Here is a 17,255-nt window from a genome sequence, read left to right on the forward strand (position 1 = left end):
CACCCGGACCGGGCAGGGTCGACCCCAGGACCGGGCCGGGGTCGACAAGGCCGTCAGGGGCGGTTCAGCTCGTAGACGGTGACCGGGCCGGCGACCAGTCGGAGCTGGGCCAGCGCGGCCAGCTCCGTCGACACCGCACCCGCCCTGGTGTCGGCAAACAGCCACCGGACCCCGTGCTCCGTGCGGAGCCGGTCCAGGTCGACCCGGGTCGGCGCGCTGAACACCCCGTCGTTGAGCGCGAGCAGCGCCTGGTCGGGGAAACTCTGTCGGGCGTACCCGAGGTTCTCGACGCCGTGCGCGGCCACTACCGCGTCGGTGTAGCCCCAGCTCTCCACCACCGTGCGGTGTCCGCCCAGGCCGGTCACCCAGAACGCACGGGCGTCGCAGTGCGGCGTGGTCCGCACCGGCCGGCAGTGCACGTTCGTGGCGACCACGTCGTCGTCGGCGGCGTTGTCGTCCAGCCACAGCGCGGCGCGCATCTCGTCGGCGGTCAGCGCGTACGGCTGCGGCCCGGTCGTCGGCACCGGTTCGGTCAGCACCGAGCGGACGGTCCCGCCCACGATGACGGCGGCGCTGGCACCGAGCATCGCCGCGGTGACCCCGGTCAGGGCGATCGTCGCCGCCCGCCGACGACGTGCCGAGCCGTCCGGCGGCACGGAGACCGGTGCCGGGACGCGCCGTCGCCACACTGCGGCCACCCCGACCGCCAGCGCGGCGGCCACCGCCACGAACAGCAGGTACCAGGCCGCCGACAGACCCAGCGCCCGCAACCAGCCCTCGATCGTCGAGGTGGTGGGGGTGCCGGGACGGCTGATCCTCGGCACAGCGAAACCCGCTACCGTGCCGGCCGTCGCGAGCCCCGCCAGCGCGCCGGCCACGGCGGGCACCACCAGCACCGGCCAGGGCGCTCGGGCCTGGGCGAGGGACCAGGTGGTCAGCACGACGCCGACCGGGATGACACCCATCCAGAAGTAGATCTGGCTGATCGACGGGTGCTGGAACACCCAGGTGGCGCCCGCGCCGGCCAGGACCGTGCCGGCGAGCAGCCAGACGGCCGGGTCGGCCCGGTGCCCACGGTCGACGAGCAGGCCCATGCCCACCCACCGGGGCGCCTGACCCAGCACCCACCAGGCGACCACGGCGAACGCCAGCAACCAGCCGAGGACACCACCGTCGTTGATGCCCGGCGGTAGCGGCGCACTCGGCCAGATGCCGTCACCCGTTCCGAGGGTCTCGGCGTACGGGGCGATGAAGTGCAGCAACGCCAGCGCCTGCACGCGCAGCGTGCCCGCCCCGCCACCGGCGAACAGCCGGAAGCCGAGGGCCATCGCCGCCACCAGGCAGGCCAGGGCCACCACTGCGGGTCGCGGGACCTGCCGCCTGCGCCACCAGAACACGACGGCGGTGAGACCCAGGCCGGCGATCAACGGCGGCAACGCGCTGGACTTCGCCCCCGCACAGACCAGCCCGAGCACCGGAACCAGCGGCCAGGCCGGGCCGAGGGAACGCCCCCGGGCCACGTCGACGAGGAGCCCGGCGAGCAGCAGCAACGGCACCAGCACGTACGTCTGGGAGGGGCTGGCGTACGACAGCGGCATCTCGCCGGACGCGCCGACCGGCGAGCCAAGCGTGACAGTGGCTCCGGTGAAGGCGGCGAGGGCGGCCACCGGGCCGGTCCAGACGGCACCATTCAGGTCGCGGGCGAGCCCGGCCGCGAGCAGCACCGCGGTACCGATCACCGGCACCAGCCAGAGTCGCAGCAGCACCACCGCCGGGGAGATTCCGGTGATCATGCTGCCGCTGGCGATGTGCGCGTCGGACAGGTAGTGGTAGCGCAGCGCCTCCCCGGCGACGTGCGGCAACTCGAACGGCATCGCCCGCGTCAGCTCCTGCACCAGACCCAGGTGGTAGAGCACGTCCTGGTAGTAGCCGCCGGACACCGGCGGCAGCGGGACCGTCCGCCACTGGGTGTATCCCCAGGCCAGCACCACCAGCAGCGCCGTGCCCATTGCCCAGTGCCAGGCGAGCGGCAGCGGACGGCGCTCGCCGACCCGCCAGTGCCGGCGCAGCCCGGGGACGGCGGCGAACGCGACGAGGACGGGCAGCGGCCACCACCGCAGCAGGGACTGCTGACCGGTCGCCGCGGCCAACGCCCAGGCGACGATCTCCAGCAGCAGACCGGTGGCGGCGCCGTAGCCGAGGTCCTCCGGGAGGTTGCCTCGGCTGCCGCGCAGCGCGCGGTGCACCAGGGTCCCGGGGAGCACCAGCGCGAGGACCCAGTACGCGGAGAACCGCGCGAGGTCCGGGGCGGGCACGCCGCCGCGGGACCAGACCACGAGCAGCGCGGCGATCACGAGCAGCCACGGGAGCGTGCTGAGGGCCGGCCGGAGAACGTTCCGACGTGACGTCGACCCCGTAGTGTCGATCCGCTCGGCCAGTAGGAGGTCAGCCACGGACGCCGGCCACCGAATCGAAGCTCGGCGTACGGGAGGCGTCATCGCTCCGGGTCACCGGCTGCGCGTCCGGGACCTCGTCGCGGGAGTCGAACCCGACGTGGAACGCGGGCCGGTTCTGCACTGTGGCGTAGATCCGGCCGACGTACTCGCCCAGCAGGCCGAGGCAGACCAGCTGCACCCCACTGAGCAGCAGCACCGCGACGAACATCGAGGTCCAGCCGGGGATGGTGGTGCCGGAGACGTGGGCGACCATGCCGAAAACGATCAACCCGAGGCAGAGCAGGAAGCTCGACATCCCCAGCCAGGTAGCCAGGCGCAGTGGCGCGGCGGAGAAGTTCGCCGTGCTCTCCCAGGCCAGGGCCACCATCCGGCGCAGCGGATACTTCGTCTCGCCAGCCGCGCGGGCCTCCCGGTCATAGCGCACCTCGGCGCTGGGGAAGCCGAGCGACGGCACCAGCAGCCGGTAGACCGGGGCGCGTTCGGGCAACCGGCGCAGCACCTCGATCACGTCCCGGCTGAGCAACCGGAAGTCGCCGGCCTGCGCGGGCAGATCGACACCGACGAGCCGGCGCATCGCCCAGTAGTAGCCCCGGGCGGTGTTGCGCTTGAAGACAGTGTCGGTGCTGCGGTCGGCGCGTACGCCGTAGACCACATCCACCCCGTCCTCGCGGGCCACCCGGAGCATCTCGGCGATGGTCTCCGGCGGATCCTGGAGATCGGCGTCGAGGCTGACCACCCACTGGCCGACGGCCCGGTGCAGGCCGGCGGTCAACGCCGCCTGGTGGCCGCTGTTGCGCCGCAGCCGGAGCACCCGAAGCTGCGGCCAGTCCCGGCCGTGGTCGAAGAGCACCGACACGGTGTCGTCCCGGCTGCCGTCGTCGACGGCGACCACCTCGTAGTCGACACCGAGCGCGTCGAGCACCGGCCGTAGCCGGGCGACCAGTGCCGGGATGACAGCAGTCTCATTGAACATCGGGATGACCACCGAGAGGGTGGTCGTCCGTGGGAGGACGGACTCCATGGTGTTACGGCCCCGTTCCGCACGCAGGAGTGATCGAGCCGCGCAGGGCGCGGCAACGATCACCGTCGCGTGGTAAACCCTCCACCAGCGGGCCAACTTCTGAACGGCCCGTTAACGCCTGCTGGCGGTCACCCCGGTAAGGGACGATTGCGCGGTCAGCGCTCCAGGATGGCGGTCACGCCCTGACCACCGGCGGCGCAGATGGAGATCAGCCCGCGCCCGCTGCCCCGCTCGGCCAGCAGTTTGGCCAGGGTCGCCACGATCCGTCCTCCGGTGGCGGCGAACGGATGCCCGGCGGCCAGCGACGAGCCGTTGACGTTGAGCCGGTCGGTGTCGATCGCGCCCAGCGGTTCGTCCAGGCCGAGCCGGTCCTTGCAGAACTCCGGCGACTCCCAGGCGGCGAGGGTGGCCAGCACCTGCGACGCGAACGCCTCATGAATCTCGTAGTAGTCGAAGTCCTGCAACGTCAGCCCGGCGCGGGCCAGCATCCGGGGCACCGCGTACGCGGGTGCCATCAGCAGCCCCTCGTCGCCGTGCACGAAGTCCACCGCCGCCGTCTCCGACCAGCTGAACCAGGCCAGTACCGGCAGGTGGTGCGCCGCCGCCCACTCCTCGCTGGCCAGCAGCACTGTGGACGCGCCGTCGGTGAGGGGCGACGAGTTGCCGGCGGTCATTGTGGCCTGCTCGGCGTCCGGGCCACGGGTGCCGAAGACCGGCTTCAGCGAACCGAGCTTCTCCAGGCTGCTGTCCGGGCGCAGGTTCGCATCCCGGGTGAGCCCCAGGTACGGCGTCATCAGGTCGTCGAAGAAACCCCTGTCGTACGCGGCGGCGAGGCGCTGGTGTGAGCGGAGCGCCAGCTCGTCCTGGGCACGCCTGTCGATCTGCCAGCGCACGGCTGTGCGGGCGGCGTGGTCGCCCATGGACAGGCCGGTACGCGGCTCGGCGTTGCGCGGGATCTCCGGCTTGAACGGCTGCAGCGGGCGCAGCTTCGCCGCGATCTTGAGCCGTTCGCCGAGCGTACGGGCCGAGTTGAGCTTGAGCAGTGTGCGGCGCATCTCCTCGTTGACGGCGAGCGGGGCGTCGGAGGTGGTGTCGACGCCGCCGGCGATGCCCACGTCGAGTTGGCCGAGGGCGATCTTGTTGGCGACCAGGATCGTCGCCTCCAGACCGGTGCCGCAGGCCTGCTGGATGTCGTACGCCGGGGTGTGTGGGTCGAGCCGGGAGCCGAGGACCACCTCGCGGGTGAGGTTGAAGTCGCGGGAGTGCTTGAGCACCGCACCGGTGACAACCTCACCGACGCGCTGCCCGGCCAGCCCGTAGCGGGCGATCAGCCCGTCGAGCGCCGCGCCGAGCAGGTCCGCGTTCGACGCGTCCGCGTAGCGGGAGTTGGAACGGGCGAAGGGGATGCGGTTGCCCCCGATGACCGCGACCCGCCGGATGCTCTGCACGATCCGCCTCCTCGACATGTGTTGCTCGAACCCTACTCGCCAGTAGGCTACGCCCATGACCGACAGGTACGCGAGCTTCGTCCAATCGGCCGCCGGCCGCGCGCTGGTCAAGCGCCTCGGGCTGCCCGACCCGCCCCGACTGCGCCGGCACCACCCCGGCGACCCGCTGCTGCCCGGGCCGGCCCTGCTCGGTGCGGCCACCGGCGGCCGGCTCGCCGAGCAGGTCACCAAGATCCTGACCGCCGCCGGGGTCGAGCTGGCCGACCCGGCCGCCGCCGCCGAATGGGCCGGGGGCGCTCCGGCGCAGCATGCGCCGCCGGCCCGTTCGCACGGCGACACCCCGCAGCGGTACGGGGCACTGCTCTTCGACGCCACCGGCATCACCGACTCGACCGAGCTGCGCCAGCTCTACGACTTCTTCCACCCGCAGGCCCGGGCGGTGCTGCCCAGCGGCCGGGTGATCGTGCTCGGCACCCCGCCGCAGGAGTGCCCGACACCCCGCGAGGCGACCGCCCAGCGCGCCCTGGAAGGACTGGTGCGCAGCATCGGCAAGGAGTTCGGCCGGGGCACCACCGCCCAGCTCGTCTACGTGACCCGCGACACCGGCGACACCGGCGCCGTCGGCACCCGCACCAGCCTCGAATCGACTCTCCGTTTCCTGCTGTCCGGCCGGTCCGCGTACGTGTCGGGCCAGGTCATCCGGGTCGGCGGCGGCGCGGCGAGAACTCCAGCCGACTGGGACCGCCCGCTGGACGGGCAGGTCGTGCTGGTCACCGGGGCCGCACGGGGAATCGGCGCGGCGCTGGCGAAGGTGCTGGCCCGCGACGGCGCGCAGGTGGTGGCCCTGGACATCCCGGCCGCCGGTGACGCGCTCGCCGCGGTGGCGAACGACATCGGCGGCACCGCCGTCCAACTCGACCTGACCGCGCCAGACGCGCCGACTCGACTCGCCGAGCACCTGGCCAGCCGACACGGCCGGGTCGACGTGGTGGTGCACAACGCCGGCATCACCCGGGACAAGACGCTCGGCCGGATGGACGCCGACCGGTGGGACCAGGTGATCGACGTCAACCTCTCCAGCCAGGAGCGGATCAACGACGTGCTGCTGGAGCGGGAGCTGATCCCGGCCGGCGGGCGGATCGTTTCGGTCTCCTCGATCGCCGGGATCGCCGGCAACCGGGGGCAGACCAACTACGCCACCAGCAAGGCCGGCGTGATCGGGCTGGTCGACTCACTCGCGCCGGCCCTGCGGGACCGTGGGATCAGCGTCAACGCGGTGGCCCCGGGCTTCATCGAGACCCGTCTGACCGCGCGCATCCCGCTTGTGGTCCGCGAGGCGGGCCGGCGGATGAACAGCCTGGCCCAGGGCGGGTTGCCGGTCGACGTGGCCGAGACGATCGCTTGGCTGGCCTGGCCGGCCAGCGGCGCGGTCAGCGGAAACGTGGTCCGGGTCTGCGGCCAGAGTCTGCTGGGGGCGTGATGGGCGGGCAGCCGGAGTCGGGCGGCCGGACCCTCGTCGAACTGCCCCGGATGCCGGCGGCCGGGGCGCTGCACCGACGGGCGTTGCTCGGCGCGCTACCGGGCCTCGGTGGTGGGCGACGCGGACGCGACCTGCCGGCGATCCAGTTGGCGGTGAATGGGGTGACCGTCGACCGGGCCCAGTTGGCCGACTACGACCGGGTCTGCGGGTTCCGGCTCAGCGACCGGCTGCCCGCGACGTTTCCACACGTCCTGGGCTTCCCACTGGCCCTGCGCCTGATGACCGCGCCGGACTTCCCCCTCCCGCTGGTCGGCCTGGTGCACGTCGGCAACCGGATCACCACGCACCGCCCGATCACCGCCGACGAGACCCTCGACTTCACGACGTACGCGGAGGACCTGCGCCCCCACGACCGGGGGCGGCAGGTGGACGTCGTGCTTGTCGGCTCGGTCGACGGGGAGGAGGTGTGGCGCGGCGTCTCGACGTACCTCGGTCGGGAGCGCAAGCCGGGCGGGCGCGAGCCGGGCGAACGTCCCGCGGCACCGGCGGCCACCGCCCGCTGGCGGGTGGAACCGCGCGTCGGTACGGAGTACGCGCGGGTCTCCGGCGACCACAACCCGATCCACACCTCCCGACTCGGGGCGCGGCTGTTCGGCTTCCGCCGGCCGATCGCGCACGGCATGTGGAGCAAGGCGCGCTGCCTGGCGGCGCTGGAGGCCCGGCTGCCGGACGCGTACACAGTCGAGGTCGCCTTCAAGCTGCCCGTGCCGCTGCCGAGCACTGTGAACTTCGCGCGCCTGCCGGACGGCGGGTTCGCCCTGCACGACTCGCGCGGCAGACCGCACCTGGCGGGTCTCGTGCGCTGAGCGCACCCGGCGGCTTCGCAGCTGAGCGCGCACCAGGAACGGGTGCGTGCGCTCAGCGCACCGGCGGCTTCGTGCGCTGAGTTGCCCCTTGGCAGGTGCGCGCTTCTGCGCTAAGTTGTTCTCACAGCGAGATGTTCTCAGACTGAGAGAGACGTGATGAACGAGCAGGAGTTCCTGGCCGCGTACGACCCCCGGGCCTACCCGTCGGTCGCCGTGACCGTCGACGTGGTGGCGCTGACCATCCGCGACGGCGCACTGCACCTGCTGCTGATCCGGCGCGGCGAGGCACCTTTCGCCGGGCACTGGGCGCTGCCCGGGGGCTTTGTCCGCCCGGACGAGGACCTGACCGCTGGCGCCCGACGGGAGCTGGTTGAGGAGACCGGGCTCGGCGGCGAGGCACTGCGCCGCGTACACCTGGAGCAGTTGGGCAGCTATGGCGCTCCCGACCGTGACCCGCGCATGCGGGTCGTCTCGATCGCCCACCTCGCGTTCGCCCCCGACCTGCCGGATCCGGCCGCCGGCAGCGACGCCGACGAGGCGATCTGGTTGCCGGTGACCGCGTTGACCAGCCGACAGCTCGCCTTCGACCACGGCCGGATCATCGACGACGCGTTGGAACGGGCCCGGTCCAAGATGGAGTACACGCCGCTCGCCACCCGCTTCCTCGCCGCCGAGTTCACGATCAGCGAGCTGCGGGCCGTCTACGAGACGGTCTGGGGGCACCCGCTGCACGCCGGTAACTTCCACCGCAAGGTGCTCTCCGTGCCGGGCTTCGTGGAGAGCACGGGAGCCAGCACCGAGCGTGGTGGCGCCCGAGGTGGCCCGCGCGCCCGGCTCTACCGGGCCGGTGACGCCCACCTGCTGCACCCGGCGCTGCTGCGCCCCGCCCGCGAGGAGACGGTGCGGTGAGGGCCGCGGAGGCCATCGGTCTGGTAGCGGCCGCCCGCACCGACGCCGACCTGTTCGGCGCCGACCAGCCGGCCCACCGCTACCGCGAGCTGGTCGCGGCCCTGCACCCCGACCGCCTGCCGAACGACCCGGCGGTACGCGCCGAAGCCCTCGACGCGTTCATCCACGTCACCACGCGGTGGCGGGCCCGGCAGACCACAGTCCTCGGCGACTACCGGCTCGGCGCGCCGGCCCACTCGGGTGACCTGGCCGACCTCTACGACGTTGGCGACGACCGACTGCTGAAGCTCCCCCGACGACCCACCGACAACGACCTGATGACCCGCGAGGCGCACGCCCTGCGCACCATCGCCGAGCGCGGCGACCCGCGCTACCTGCCGTACGTGCCCCGGCTCGTCGACGAGTTCCGGCACCGGGACACCGCCACCGGCGCGGAACGGCGGATCACCGTGCTCGCCGCCGCACCCGGCCTGCACGACCTCGACGAGGTGCGGCGCGCGTACCCCGGCGGGTTGGACGCCCGGGACGTGGCCTGGATGTGGCGGCGGCTGCTGGTGGTGCTCGGCCTGGCCCACCGGGCGGGCGTGGTGCACGGCGCGGTGCTGCCGCGACACGTGCTGATCGAGCCGGACGCCCACGGCGTGGTGCTGGTCGACTGGTGCTTCTCCGCACCGATCGGCGGCACGATCCCGGCGATGGTGCCCGGCCACCAGGACTGGTACCCGCCCGAGGTCTTCCAGAAGCGGCAGTGCGGGCCGGGCACCGACATCTGGATGGCCACCCGCTGCATGACCTCGCTGCTCAACCGCCACGCGCCGCGCGAGCTGCTCGACTTCGCCCAGGGCTGCCGGCACCGCTTCCTCTCCGACCGGCCCGACGACGCCTGGCGACTGCTACGCGAACTCGACCAGGTGCTGGACCGGCTCTACGGGCCACGCACCTTCCGACCCTTCACCCTCACCCCCTAAGGAGCTGTCATGGGCAGTGGCATCTGGTCCACCGACGTGTACGACGCCGCCGACCGCTACCGCCGGTCCACCGGCAGGAGCGCCTTCTCCTACAGCGACAGCGGGGCACGCACAGTGCACCCCGCGCTCGACCCCCGCGACGCGAGCCGCGAGAGCCGCGACTCCGACGAGCACCCCCGTTCGACTCCCGTCGCGGTGCTCTTCGACGTGACCGGCTCGATGCGCACGGTCCCCCGCGTCCTGCAGACCAAGCTGCCGCAGCTGCTCGGCCTGCTGCAACGGCAGGGCTACGCCAGCGACCCGCAGATCATGTTCGGCGCGATCGGCGACGCCACCTGCGACCGGGTGCCGTTGCAGGTGGGCCAGTTCGAGTCGGACAACCGGATGGACGACGACCTCGGCCGGATCGTCCTCGAAGGCGGTGGCGGCGGGCAAATGAGCGAGTCGTACGAGCTGGCCATGTACTTCATGGCCCGGCACACCGTCACCGACAACTGGGAGAAGCGCGGCCGGCGCGGCTACCTGTTCATCATCGGCGACGAACTGGCGTACCAGCGGGTGAAGGCCCGCGAGGTGGCCGGCCTGATCGGCGACAACCTCTCCGAGGACGTGCCGCTTCGACAGGTCGTCGACGAGGTGACCCGCCGCTGGGACACCTACTACCTGCTTCCCGCCGGCAGTCACTACGCGGGCAACGCGAAGGTGCTCGACTTCTGGCGGGACCTGCTCGGGCAGAACGCCGTCGTCCTCGACGACCTCGACGCGGTCTGCGAGACCATCGCGCTCACCATCGGCCTCGGCGAGCAGGCCATCGACCTGGACGAGGGCCTTCGCCACCTGGACCACGCCGGCTCCAAGGCCACCGGCACCGTGTCGAAGGCGCTGGCCCGCCTCGGCCGGGAACGACGGGCCGAGGTCTCGACGCTGCCGGCGTTCCGCGACACCGCCGCTGGGGTGACCCGGCTGTGAACCACGTGGCGGTGGTCGACCTCGGCTACGGCGACGCCGGCAAGGGCACTGTGGTGGACTGGCTCTGCGCCACCCGCCCCGTGCACACCGTGGTCCGCTTCAACGGGGGCGCGCAGGCGGCACACAACGTCGTGCTGCGCGACGGGCGGCACCACACCTTCGCGCAGTTCGGGGCCGGCACGTTCCATCCCGGTGTGCGTACGCACCTGTCCCGGCACGTGGTGGTGGACCCGTTGGCGCTGGCCGCCGAGGCCGACCACCTCGCCACGGTCGGGGTGCCCGACGCGCTCGACCGGCTGACCGTCGACGGGGACGCGCTGCTCGCCACCCCGTACCACCGGGCCGCCAACCGGGCCCGGGAGATCGCCCGGGGAGCCGACCGGCACGGCTCCTGCGGGCTGGGGGTGGGTGAGGCCGTCGGGTACGGTCTCACCCACCCCGACGACGCGCCCCGGGTCGCCGACTGCCACCGCCCAGCGCTGCTGCGCCGCAGGCTGACCGCCCTGCGGGACCGGCTGACCGCCGAGCTGGGCCCACTGGACGCGCCACCGGTCGAGGACTGCCTGCCCGCGTTCACCGGGTTCGCCGGGCGGGTCGCCATCGTCGACGGCAGCTGGCTGGCCGGGGCGCTGCGCACCGGGACCTGCGTCTTCGAGGGCGCGCAGGGGGTGCTGCTCGACGAGTGGCACGGCTTCCACCCGTACACGACGTGGAGCACCACCACCTTCGCCAACGTCGACAGCCTGCTCGCCCAGGCGGGCCGGCCCGGCAAGGTGACCCGGATCGGGGTGCTCCGTGTGGTCACCACCCGGCACGGGCACGGCCCGCTGGTGACCGAGGACCCGAGCCTGCCGTTCACCGACCCGCACAACGCCACGAACCCATGGCAGGGCCGGTTCCGGTTCGGCCACTTCGACGCGGTCGCCCACCGGTACGCCCTCGCCGCGGCCGGCGGCGTCGACGGCCTGGCCCTGACCCACCTCGACCTGGCCGGGCCCGACCTGCGGATCTGCCGCCGCTACGACACCACCGACCAGCTCACCCCGGGCCCGCCCGGCGACCTGGGACGGCAGGCCGCGCTCACCGCCCGCCTGCTGCGCTCCCGCCCGCTCTACGACGAACCGCCGGCGGACTGGGCCGAGGCGGTACGCGCGGAGCTGGGCACACCTGTGGTGCTGACCTCGCACGGCCCCACCGCCGACGACAAGACCATGTGCGGTCCGCTGCTCGCCCCACCAGCTCTGGCGCACGCCGACTGACAACTCCGGGGCCGAAGGCCCGTGATCCGGCGACTCGCCCACCGGGTAGGTCGCGCGCGGCAAGCATGGGGGCATGGACGCCCTGCTCGACCTCCTCCGTGGGACGGTCACGTCGCCGTGGGTCTACGTGCTGATCTTCGGGCTCACCGCGGTCGACGCGTTCTTCCCCGCGGTGCCGGGCGAGGCGGCGGTGATCACCGCTGGGGTGCTCGCGGCGAGCGACGGGCACCCCAGCCTGACAGTGGTGATCGTGAGCGCCGCCATCGGTGCGCTGGTCGGCGACCACATCTCGTACACCATCGGTCGAGGCGGCGGCGCGCGGCGGTTGGCCCGGCTGCCCCACGGCAGCCGCCGGCGGGCCAGCTCCGAGTGGGCCCGCCGGGCCGTGGACCGGCGCGGCGGAATCATCCTGACCACCAGCCGGTACGTGCCGGGCGGGCGGACCGCCGTCACCCTCACCATGGGCGCGGTGCGCTATTCGCGCCGGGCGTTCCTGCTGTACGACAGCATCGGCGCGGTCACCTGGGCGCTGTACTGCGGGCTGCTCGGCTACTTCGGTGGGTTGGCCTTCGAACGTGAGCCGGTGAAGGGCGTGCTGGTCGGGGTGGGGCTCTCGGTGGTCGTCACGTTCGGGCTGGAGGGGATCCGGTGGCTACGCCGCCGAGCACACCGTCGCGCCGCCGCCCGACACTGACGGTCGCACCCGTCACAGCAGGTCGGCGTCGTGCACGAGGATGGCCAACTGCACCCGGTTGCCCGCGTGGAGTTTCGCCAGCGCCCGGCTGACGTGTGCCTTGACGGTGGCCTCGCTCATCGTCAGCCGCCGGGCGATCTCCGCGTTGCCGTGCCCGCGCGCCACCTCCCGGACGATCGCCAACTCCCGCTCGGTGAGCGGTGCGAGCCGCTCACGGGCCGCGTCCCGGCGGGCCGGACCACGCTCGGCGAACGAGCTGATCAGACGCCGGGTCACCGTCGGGGCGAGCATCGCGTTCCCGGCGGCCACCGTCCGAACGGCGGCGGCCAGCTCGCGGGGCGGGGTGTCCTTGAGCAGGAAGCCGACAGCGCCGGCCCGCAGCGCCCGGTGCACGTACTCGTCGAGGTCGAAGGTGGTCAACATGATCACCTTTGGCCCGGCGGCGATCACCTCGGGCGCGACGGTCAGCCCGTCGATGCCCGGCATCCGCACGTCGAGCAGCACCACGTCGGGGCGTAACCGATGGGCCTGCTCCAGCGCGCCAACGCCGTCCGCTGCCTCACCGACGACAGTGATGTCCTCCGCCGCCTCAAGGATCAGCCGCAGCCCGGCCCGGACCAGCTGCTCGTCGTCGACCACCACCACCCGGATCACGCCGCACCCGCCAACGGGATCAGAGCCCGGACCAGGAAACCGCCGTCCACGGGAGTCGCCTCCAACCGGCCGCCGAGCAGCTCCACCCGCTCACGCAGCCCGAGCAGCCCCTGCCCGGCGCCGGGCAGCGACGACCCGCCCTCGGACGGGCCGTTGCGGACCAGCACCTCCAGCCCGTCGGGCAGGTAGCGCAGGCACACTGTCGTCTCGGCGTCGGCCGCGTGCTTACGCACGTTCGTCAGCGCCTCACGAACCACCCGGTACGCGGTACGCCCCAGCGTCGCCGGCAGTGCCGTCGGCACACCCTCGTCCCGCCGGGACACCCGCAGCCCGGCGGCACGGGACTCCCCGATCAACTCGTCCAACGTGTCGAGCCCTCGCTCCGGCGTCACGGCCGGGCCGGCCTGGCGCAGCACACCCAGCACCTCACGCAGGTCGGTGAGCGCCTGCCGGCCGGTCGTCCGGATCAGCGCCGCGGCCTCGACCGTCGCCGGGTCCACGGCTGTCACCTCCAGCGCCCCGGCATGCACCACCATCAGCGACACCCGGTGCGCCACCACGTCGTGCATCTCCCGGGCGATCCGGGTCCGCTCCTCGGCACGGACCCGGTCGGCGCGTGCCTCCTGCTCGCGTTCCAGCCGCTCGGCCCGGTCCCGCAGCGCGGCGAGGGTGTCCTGACGGGCCCGCACCCAGAGACCGAAGACCAACGGGAGCCCGACCAGACAGGCGGCGAGCAGCAGCACGTTGCCGGTGGAGGCGGTGGTGATCCGGCGTACGCCACCCACCGCCAGCCCGACCAGCACCCCACCACCCAGCACCACTGCCGTACCGGCGAGGTAGCCGGCGAGTTGGCGACCGCGCAGCCGCAGACCCGCCTGGTACGAGGCCAGCACCCCGGCGGCAGCCGCGGCGAGCACCAACCAGCCGACCGCCGCGGCCAGGAACAACGGCCAGCGGCGGGTGCGGATCATGCCGGCCGCCCACGCCGAGCCCAGCGCGATCAGCAGCACGACCGCGCCCGGCAGCGGCGAACGGACCCCGATGTCACCTGTCGCGCTGGCCCACACGGCCACGGCGACCAGGACGGCGAGCAGCGGCGGGGCGTACCGATGGACGACCCGCCGGAGGGCGACGGCACTGGAGGCCACAGAGCGAGCCTAGGGCTCGGCGGACGGACCGGGCTGCCGCTCACCGCCGTACCCGGGTGAGGTGGGGGATGACCCCGAGCCGCAGTCCGGGCCGGACGCTACCTAAGTAGTGGCGTCCAGCTGACCACTGGCCGATGGCAGAGGCCGCCGCCCACACGAGCATCAGGATCATGGATCTGCTCGACCTGCTGCACGACACGATGTCCTCGCCCTGGGTGTACCTGGCGATCTTCGCGATCGCGGTGCTCGACGGTTTCTTCCCGGTGGTGCCGAGCGAGACGGCGGTGATCACCGCGGGGGTGTTCGCGGCCTCCGGAGCGCCATACCTGCCGGCGGTGATCGTGGTGGCCGCCGCCGGGGCGCTGGTTGGTGACCACGTCTCGTACGCCATCGGGCGGGGCGGCGGCACCCGGCTGCTCGACCGGCTGCCGCCCGACGGGAGACGCCGAGCCGCCATCGAAAGGGCCCGTCGGGGGATCGCCACCCGGGGCGGTCTGATCCTCACCGTGGCCCGCTACATTCCGGGCGGCCGGACCGCTGTCACCCTCACCATGGGCGCGGTGCGTTATCCCCGACGACGGTTCCTGGCCTTCGACGCGCTGGCCGCCAGCTCCTGGGGGCTCTACTCGGCGCTGGTCGGCTACCTCGGCGGGCTGGCCTTCGAGCAGGACCCGCTGCGTGGTCTCCTGCTCGGCCTGGGCCTCGCCCTGACCGTGACGGTTGTCGTCGAGGTGGTCCGCTGGCTCCGCAACCGCCGCCGGTCCGCCGCGCCGACGCCGACGGCTGAGCCGGTGGACCGGACGTCGGTGGGGTGAGGTCAGTCAGCCGGCGGACACCAGGTGACGCCGTGCAGGAGTTGGGCGGCACCGAGCCAGGCCACGTTCATCATCCGGGTGGCCGTCTTCTCGGGGTCGGCGTCCGGGTGGTCCGCGAGCCAGTCGGCCAGCGACTCGGTCGCGCCGACCAGGGCGTACGCGACGACCTCCAGGTCGAGGGCGGCGATCTCGCGGCCCTCGGCGCGCAGCGCGTGGTCGAGCATCCCGGCGACCACCTCGACCAGCCGGGCCCGCATGGTGGCCAGCTCGCCGGCGAACGGCTGCTCACCCCGGGCCTGCCGGTAGAGCACCGCCCAGCCGTCCCGATAGGCGCCCACGAAGCCGAAGAACGCCTTCAGCCCGCGCCAGAGCCGCTCGTCGGCCGGCAGGTCGGGGGCCGCCGCCCCGGCGATTGCCTGCATCATCCGGGTGCCCTCCCGGTGCAGGCAGGCGACGAAGAGCTCCTCCTTGGTGCCGAGGTACGCGTACACCATGGGCTTGGAGATCCCGGCGTCCTCCGCGATCTCGTCCATGCTGGCGGCGTGGAAGCCGCGCCGGGAGAAGACCTTGACGGCCGCGTCGAGCATCTGCTGCTCGCGGACGGCGCGTGGCAGGCGCTTGAAGGCGGGGACGGTGGACACCTTGCGAGCATACCTACTCGTGCGTAGGGTTACGCGCGAGTAGCCAATTCTTCCGGAAGGCGCACCTGATGACTGACTTCGACCCGGCCACCTTCGCCAACGTGGGCCCCAAGGAGTTCGCCCAGCTGGTCAAGTCCACGCCGGACGACAAGATCGCCCAGGTGATGTCCGGCGACCTGCGCGACAAGGTCCTGGGCGAGGTGTTCGGCCGGATGCCGTCGCTGTTCCGCGCGGACCGGGCCGGTTCCACGAACGCGGTCATCCACTGGATCATCACCGGTCGCCCCGACGGCGGCAGCGACACCTACGAGGTGGTCATCGCCGACGGCACCTGCGTCGTCAACGAGAGCCCGCAGCACGACCCGAAGCTGAGCCTCACCATGGGTCCGGTCGAGTTCCTGAAGATCGTCTCCGGTGGCGCCAACCCGGTGATGATGTTCATGACCGGCAAGCTGAAGGCGAAGGGCGACCTCGGCCTCGCCGCCAACATCGCCAACCTGTTCGACATCCCCAAGGCCTGACATGGCTGAGTTCTCGCTCGACCTGAACGAGGAACAGCGGGATCTACGCGACTGGGTGCACGGCTTCGCCGCCGAGGTCGTGCGCCCAGCCGCCGCCGAGTGGGACGAGCGCGAGGACACCCCGTGGCCGGTGATCCAGGAAGCCGCCAAGGTCGGCCTCTACGGCTTCGAGTTCCTCGCCACCTGCTGGGCCGACCCGACCGGCCTCTCCCTGCCAATCGCCAGCGAAGAACTCTTCTGGGGTGACGCTGGCATCGGCCTGAGCATCTTCGGCACCTCGCTCGCCGTCGCCGCCATCTACGGCGCCGGCACCCCCGACCAGATGGTCGAGTGGGTGCCACAGTGCTTCGGCGACGTCGACTCGCCGGCCGTCGCCGCCTTCTGCACCAGCGAACCCGAAGCCGGCTCCGACGTCGGCGCGATGCGCACCCGGGCCGTCTACGACGAGGCCACCGACGAGTGGGTGCTCACCGGCCAGAAGGCGTACGCCACAAACGGCGGAATCGCCGGAGTGCACGTGGTCACCGCCTCCGTCGACCCGGCGCTCGGCTCCCGCGGTCAGGCGGCATTCGTCGTACCGCCGGGCACCCCCGGCCTCGCCGCCACCCGCAAGCTGCGCAAACTCGGCCTTCGCGCGTCCCACACCGCCGACGTCTTCCTCGACGGGGTACGCGTACCCGGCCGCTGCCTGCTCGGCGGACGGGACGCCCTGCTGGACCGCCTGGACCGGGCCCGCTCCGGCAAGCGGGCCACCGGGCAGGCCGCGATGCGCACCTTCGAGCTGTCCCGACCCACCGTCGGCGCCCAGGCGCTCGGCGTGGCCCGGGCCGCCTACGAGTACGCCCTGGACTACGCGAAGGACCGGGTCCAGTTCGGACGCCCGATCATCGAGAACCAGGCGGTCGCGTTCGCGCTGGCCGACATGCGGATGGAGATCGACGCCGCGCGGCTGCTGGTCTGGCGGGCCTCGTGGATGGGCCGCAACAACCGCCCGTTCACCGCCGGCGAAGGGTCGATGTCCAAACTCAAGGCCGGCGAGGTGGCGGTGTCGGTCACCGAGAAGGCAGTGCAACTGCTCGGCGGGGCCGGCTTCCTGCGCGACCACCCGGTCGAGCGCTGGTACCGGGACGCCAAGATCTACACCATCTTCGAGGGCACCTCTGAGATCCAACGACTGGTCATCTCCCGGGCGATCTCCGGGACGCAGATCCGCTGACCGCCGTCGGCCCGGCCCCATCTCCACGGGTCGGGCCGACGGCGGGCCGGATTCCACGATCTGTGCCGTCTTCGTCACCCCACGCCGACGCCACCTGGGCCTCCAGCCGCGCCCAGTGCATGATCAAGGCAAGAAGCCCTGATGGGCGGGGAGTCGGTCGCCCCGTCCGCGCACCACCCCGAGGAGGTCT

Annotated in this window: 16 protein-coding genes; 10 read left to right on the forward strand and 6 right to left on the reverse strand. The window is 72.8% G+C overall.

All coding sequences use genetic code 11. The annotated features are described in order from the left end of the window. Positions 1 to 53 precede the first annotated feature (53 nt). The 3 genes from ABZU74_RS02050 to ABZU74_RS02060 form a co-directional block, all read right to left on the reverse strand. The gene (locus tag ABZU74_RS02050; protein WP_355417285.1) at positions 54 to 2,453 is read right to left on the reverse strand and encodes a hypothetical protein; all 2,400 of its coding nucleotides are present in this window, start codon (positions 2,451 to 2,453) and stop codon (positions 54 to 56) included. Continuing rightward, positions 2,446 to 3,477, reverse strand: coding sequence for a glycosyltransferase family 2 protein (locus ABZU74_RS02055; RefSeq protein WP_355417288.1), 1,032 nt, complete (start codon positions 3,475 to 3,477; stop codon positions 2,446 to 2,448). The genes ABZU74_RS02050 and ABZU74_RS02055 overlap by 8 nt, the downstream gene beginning before the upstream one ends. A 155-nt stretch (positions 3,478 to 3,632) precedes the next feature. Further along, positions 3,633 to 4,925 carry an acetyl-CoA C-acetyltransferase gene (locus ABZU74_RS02060; protein ID WP_355417291.1) on the reverse strand — a complete coding sequence of 431 codons (1,293 nt, stop codon included), beginning with the start codon at positions 4,923 to 4,925 and terminating at the stop codon, positions 3,633 to 3,635. 55 nt (positions 4,926 to 4,980) lie between these two features. Here ABZU74_RS02060 and ABZU74_RS02065 point away from each other — a divergent pair, with 55 nt between their 5' ends. The 7 genes from ABZU74_RS02065 to ABZU74_RS02095 all read left to right on the forward strand — a co-directional run bounded on the left by ABZU74_RS02065 (position 4,981) and on the right by ABZU74_RS02095 (position 12,070). After that, positions 4,981 to 6,405, forward strand: a complete 1,425-nt coding sequence (locus ABZU74_RS02065; RefSeq protein ID WP_355417294.1) for a 3-oxoacyl-ACP reductase — start codon at positions 4,981 to 4,983, stop codon at positions 6,403 to 6,405. Next, a complete protein-coding gene (locus tag ABZU74_RS02070; RefSeq protein ID WP_355418221.1) occupies positions 6,405 to 7,271 on the forward strand; it encodes a MaoC/PaaZ C-terminal domain-containing protein in 867 nt (288 codons plus the stop codon). The genes ABZU74_RS02065 and ABZU74_RS02070 overlap by 1 nt, the downstream gene beginning before the upstream one ends. Positions 7,272 to 7,427: 156 nt before the next feature. Then, complete coding sequence (locus tag ABZU74_RS02075; RefSeq protein WP_355417297.1) at positions 7,428 to 8,180, forward strand: NUDIX domain-containing protein; 753 nt, start codon at positions 7,428 to 7,430, stop codon at positions 8,178 to 8,180. After that, complete coding sequence (locus ABZU74_RS02080) at positions 8,177 to 9,148, forward strand: serine/threonine protein kinase (RefSeq protein WP_355417300.1); 972 nt, start codon at positions 8,177 to 8,179, stop codon at positions 9,146 to 9,148. Before ABZU74_RS02075 ends, ABZU74_RS02080 begins: the two co-directional genes overlap by 4 nt. 9 nt (positions 9,149 to 9,157) lie before the next feature. Beyond that, positions 9,158 to 10,117: a hypothetical protein gene (locus ABZU74_RS02085; protein WP_355417303.1), complete on the forward strand. Its 960-nt coding sequence runs from the start codon at positions 9,158 to 9,160 to the stop codon at positions 10,115 to 10,117. Next, complete coding sequence (locus ABZU74_RS02090; RefSeq protein ID WP_355417306.1) at positions 10,114 to 11,376, forward strand: adenylosuccinate synthetase; 1,263 nt, start codon at positions 10,114 to 10,116, stop codon at positions 11,374 to 11,376. The genes ABZU74_RS02085 and ABZU74_RS02090 overlap by 4 nt, the downstream gene beginning before the upstream one ends. 73 nt (positions 11,377 to 11,449) lie before the next feature. After that, positions 11,450 to 12,070: a DedA family protein gene (locus ABZU74_RS02095; RefSeq protein ID WP_355417309.1), complete on the forward strand. Its 621-nt coding sequence runs from the start codon at positions 11,450 to 11,452 to the stop codon at positions 12,068 to 12,070. Between the two features lie 12 nt (positions 12,071 to 12,082). Here the strand turns inward: ABZU74_RS02095 and ABZU74_RS02100 are convergent, their stop codons facing one another. Then, the gene (locus ABZU74_RS02100) at positions 12,083 to 12,724 is read right to left on the reverse strand and encodes a response regulator transcription factor (protein WP_355417312.1); all 642 of its coding nucleotides are present in this window, start codon (positions 12,722 to 12,724) and stop codon (positions 12,083 to 12,085) included. After that, complete coding sequence (locus tag ABZU74_RS02105) at positions 12,721 to 13,872, reverse strand: histidine kinase (protein ID WP_355417315.1); 1,152 nt, start codon at positions 13,870 to 13,872, stop codon at positions 12,721 to 12,723. Before ABZU74_RS02105 ends, ABZU74_RS02100 begins: the two co-directional genes overlap by 4 nt. A 167-nt stretch (positions 13,873 to 14,039) precedes the next feature. Here ABZU74_RS02105 and ABZU74_RS02110 point away from each other — a divergent pair, with 167 nt between their 5' ends. Next, positions 14,040 to 14,687: a VTT domain-containing protein gene (locus tag ABZU74_RS02110; protein WP_355418223.1), complete on the forward strand. Its 648-nt coding sequence runs from the start codon at positions 14,040 to 14,042 to the stop codon at positions 14,685 to 14,687. Between the two features lie 2 nt (positions 14,688 to 14,689). Here ABZU74_RS02110 and ABZU74_RS02115 read toward each other — a convergent pair whose 3' ends face one another. Next, the gene (locus ABZU74_RS02115) at positions 14,690 to 15,328 is read right to left on the reverse strand and encodes a TetR/AcrR family transcriptional regulator (RefSeq protein ID WP_355417318.1); all 639 of its coding nucleotides are present in this window, start codon (positions 15,326 to 15,328) and stop codon (positions 14,690 to 14,692) included. Positions 15,329 to 15,396: 68 nt separating this feature from the next. On the opposite strand from ABZU74_RS02115, the gene ABZU74_RS02120 reads away from it, so the two are divergent. Together ABZU74_RS02120 and ABZU74_RS02125 are read left to right on the forward strand one after the other, a co-directional pair. Then, positions 15,397 to 15,849, forward strand: a complete 453-nt coding sequence (locus ABZU74_RS02120; protein WP_355417321.1) for an SCP2 sterol-binding domain-containing protein — start codon at positions 15,397 to 15,399, stop codon at positions 15,847 to 15,849. A gap of 1 nt (position 15,850) precedes the next feature. Continuing rightward, positions 15,851 to 17,065: an acyl-CoA dehydrogenase family protein gene (locus ABZU74_RS02125; RefSeq protein ID WP_355417324.1), complete on the forward strand. Its 1,215-nt coding sequence runs from the start codon at positions 15,851 to 15,853 to the stop codon at positions 17,063 to 17,065. Positions 17,066 to 17,255: the final 190 nt, after the last annotated feature.

The organism is Micromonospora sp. NPDC005171, from assembly GCF_040608575.1.
In the GTDB taxonomy this organism is placed as follows: Bacteria; Actinomycetota; Actinomycetes; order Mycobacteriales; family Micromonosporaceae; genus Micromonospora.

What these genes read in the sequence shown, in the direction of transcription:
- ABZU74_RS02055 (WP_355417288.1), bottom strand. Translation starts at nt 3,477, where the DNA reads ATGGAGTCCGTCCTCCCACGGACGACCACCCTCTCGGTGGTCATCCCG.
- ABZU74_RS02065 (WP_355417294.1), top strand. Translation starts at nt 4,981, where the DNA reads ATGACCGACAGGTACGCGAGCTTCGTCCAATCGGCCGCCGGCCGCGCG.
- ABZU74_RS02070 (WP_355418221.1), top strand. Translation starts at nt 6,405, where the DNA reads ATGGGCGGGCAGCCGGAGTCGGGCGGCCGGACCCTCGTCGAACTGCCC.
- ABZU74_RS02075 (WP_355417297.1), top strand. Translation starts at nt 7,428, where the DNA reads ATGAACGAGCAGGAGTTCCTGGCCGCGTACGACCCCCGGGCCTACCCG.
- ABZU74_RS02085 (WP_355417303.1), top strand. Translation starts at nt 9,158, where the DNA reads ATGGGCAGTGGCATCTGGTCCACCGACGTGTACGACGCCGCCGACCGC.
- ABZU74_RS02095 (WP_355417309.1), top strand. Translation starts at nt 11,450, where the DNA reads ATGGACGCCCTGCTCGACCTCCTCCGTGGGACGGTCACGTCGCCGTGG.
- ABZU74_RS02120 (WP_355417321.1), top strand. Translation starts at nt 15,397, where the DNA reads ATGACTGACTTCGACCCGGCCACCTTCGCCAACGTGGGCCCCAAGGAG.
- ABZU74_RS02125 (WP_355417324.1), top strand. Translation starts at nt 15,851, where the DNA reads ATGGCTGAGTTCTCGCTCGACCTGAACGAGGAACAGCGGGATCTACGC.